Origin of the sequence: Elioraea sp., assembly GCF_051860475.1 — a bacterium.
Classification (GTDB): Bacteria; Pseudomonadota; Alphaproteobacteria; order Acetobacterales; family Acetobacteraceae; genus Elioraea.
The window spans coordinates 1-881 of sequence record NZ_JBHYDW010000297.1 but is presented as its reverse complement, the minus strand read 5'-3'; the positions used below and the strand labels follow the sequence as shown (position 1 = coordinate 881).

The 881-nt window shown below is 73.4% G+C and carries 1 protein-coding gene; it reads right to left on the bottom strand.

Features of this window, described 5'->3' with window-relative positions; translation table 11 throughout:
- Positions 1–164 precede the first annotated feature (164 nt).
- The coding region (locus tag ACTIFU_RS23845; RefSeq protein ID WP_439580812.1) for a DUF2163 domain-containing protein at positions 165–881 on the bottom strand (717 nt) is incomplete at its 5' end.

Sequence of the window (881 nt, the reverse complement as noted above, 5' to 3'; positions counted from 1 at the left end):
CAGGTGCGAGGACGGCTCGCGCGCATAGGGTGCGGGATCGTCTGCGGCGATGCCGCAGTCGCGCGCGGCGAGCAGCACCAGCCCGATGCAGTCGATGCCCTCGCGCGAGCGGCCCAGGTGCCGCCACTTCACGCCGAGCCAGCGTCGCGCAGCCTGATCGAGCGTCACAGCCCGGACCCGATGATGCCCTTGTCGCCGGGGATGTGCGGCTCGCCGCGGAAGTTCAGCCGGTTGGCGAAGCGGTCACGGCAGGTGGCGAGGCGCTTGTCGCAGCCGGGCTGGACGCGCAGCACGTCGCCGGGCAGCGCTGGGAACGGCAGCGGCAGGAACAGCGCCAGCGTGCGCGAGGCCTGCGTCCAGGCGAGCACGTCGCGCGCCACGCCGGCATTGAGCCCGGTCTCGAACACCGCCACACCGTGCTCGAACCAGCCGTCCGCACGCGTCGGCGCGGTGTCGGTGCTCTGGATGATGACGGTCGAGAGGTCCGGCGCGTTCTCGACCGTCGCCGGCAGGGTCCAGGCCATGCGCGCGGTCCAGACCGCGGTGCCGTCGGCCGTGGTGTTCCCGATCGTCGTGTCGAAGGTCGGCGGCGCGGCATCGCTGGTGCCGGCGGTCGTGCACTCGTAATGGCGCTCCTGCTCCCGGTAGGAGCCGGTCGCAAGGGGATCGGTCTCGACGCGGACGAAGGCGCCGAGCGCGTAGGTCGTGCTGTCCTGCCGCAGCGGCAGGCGCAGCGGCACGCGGCAGCGCGCGTCACCGAGATCGGCGCGGCACTCCGGCGTGTAGAGCTCGCCCACGGTCACGTTGAGCGCCTGGGCGAGGCCGCGGAGCTCGGCGCGGAAGGTGCCGTCGTCGCGCGCGATCACCTCGCCGAGCCGGCC